Source organism: Nocardia testacea NBRC 100365, assembly GCF_000308775.1.
Lineage (GTDB): Bacteria > Actinomycetota > Actinomycetes > Mycobacteriales > Mycobacteriaceae > Nocardia > Nocardia testacea.
In genome coordinates, this window is the sequence record NZ_BAGJ01000050.1 from 1 (window position 1) to 563 (window position 563).

Consider the following 563-nt stretch of genomic DNA (forward strand, 5'->3'; position numbering starts at 1 on the left):
AGCGCGCCCGCGTGTCAGTGTAGCCGCGTTGATTACTTCGCCGGAGGTGCCGCTGTCGGCTGTTGCCGGAGGTTGGCGTGGTCTGGTGGAGATGATGTCGCCGCACCTGCTGTATGGCGTGGTGTACACCGTGACCCATGATGTTCGGCTCGCGGTGTGGTCGACACTGATTTGGGGTGGTGGGCTAGAGAGTGTCCTCAAAGCCACATGAGCAGGGTGGCGGGCTGACGGCCCGTCCTGCTCAGTCATGGCGGAGCCATTGGTTGATCGCTGCGATGTGGATTGTTGCGAGGTAGCGGACGGCGAGTTTGTCGAATCGGGTAGCAACCGCACGATGCTGTTTGAGCTGGTTGATTGAACCGTCACGGATAAGGGACCGGCTTCGGTTTCAGACCAGCGCCGGTCGGCGTGGCAGGTTTGAGCGTAGTAGGCGGCTTCGTACTCGGCCGGAGACCGGTAGTCCAGCCGCGAATGTAAACGGGCATTGTTGTACCAGTCGCACCACTCCATCAGCGCGTACTCGACCTCGGATAGTGTCTTTAACGTGCCGTGTCGGCGCACGA

At 60.9% G+C, this 563-nt stretch carries 1 protein-coding gene and 2 pseudogenes; 1 reads left to right on the plus strand and 2 read right to left on the minus strand.

Going from position 1 to position 563, the window contains the following annotated elements; all coding sequences use genetic code 11:
• Positions 1-211 (plus strand): hypothetical protein (locus ON38_RS37000; RefSeq protein ID WP_218000740.1); only part of this gene is annotated, 211 nt, incomplete at its 5' end.
• A gap of 30 nt (positions 212-241) precedes the next feature.
• Here the strand turns inward: ON38_RS37000 and ON38_RS38360 are convergent.
• Both ON38_RS38360 and ON38_RS38155 read right to left on the minus strand, forming a co-directional pair.
• Positions 242-355 (minus strand): annotated as a pseudogene (locus ON38_RS38360) (IS5 family transposase); the annotation flags it as partial.
• Between the two features lie 92 nt (positions 356-447).
• Positions 448-561 (minus strand): annotated as a pseudogene (locus tag ON38_RS38155) (integrase core domain-containing protein); the annotation flags it as partial.
• Positions 562-563: the final 2 nt, after the last annotated feature.